At 64.4% G+C, this 745-nt stretch carries 1 protein-coding gene; it reads left to right on the plus strand.

Annotation, left to right across the window (positions count from 1 at the left end):
* Positions 1–362 precede the first annotated feature (362 nt).
* The coding region (locus CH251_RS19680) for a hypothetical protein (RefSeq protein WP_143544983.1) at positions 363–745 on the plus strand (383 nt) is incomplete at its 3' end.

A 745-nucleotide genomic window follows, 5' to 3' on the forward strand; every position in this document is an offset into this window, starting at 1 on the left:
CGTCCAGCCAGACCAACTGTGAGATTCGGAAGGCGTCTGCGTCGGGGCTGACCTGTTCTGCGGCCCACACACCCAGTTGCGCTGCTGTCAGCTCCAGAAGACGGACCGTCACGTACACCCCAATCGCGGAACCCAAGACGCACCTGGGTTGTTCTTGACTTACCGCTTGGGAGTGTAGCTCAGGCAACCCTAACCTAAGGCGCACTCCCTCGGGATGCGGCTACAGCGGGAGTGACGCGCCGAAATCCGTTCGGGCAACGGTGAACTGCGGCCGAACTACCACCCGGTCCGTGTCGCGATTCAAGACTCCATTAGGTTAGGCTAACGTATTCTTTGTCGTTGCGAGCGGGGTGAGGTGCACTATGGGTCGTCTTCGACTGACGCCTGCGCAGCTGGGTGTCTGGGCTGCCGAGCAGGTCACTCCCGACGCCGATGCGTTCCGGATTTCGCAGCTGGTCTGGCTGGACGGCGAGATCGACCCTCCGCTTCTCGCGCACGCCGTCACCCTCGCCGTCTTCGAGGCCGATGTTCTGGAGTGTCGACCCGTGGTCGGCGACGACGGCGTCCCCATGCTCGACGCGGTGTCGGCACCGTCTCTCGAACCAACGGTGGTCGAGCACGGTCGCCCCGACTCGGAGATTCGGTCGGAGGCATTGGCGCGGTGCCGCCGTCGTGGCCTCGGCTCGGTCCGATTCGAGTCGGAGTCGGCGATTCATCGCAGGCTCGACGGCGGGTGGGCATGGGA

Source organism: Rhodococcus sp. 06-462-5, assembly GCF_002258315.1.
Lineage (GTDB): Bacteria > Actinomycetota > Actinomycetes > Mycobacteriales > Mycobacteriaceae > Rhodococcoides.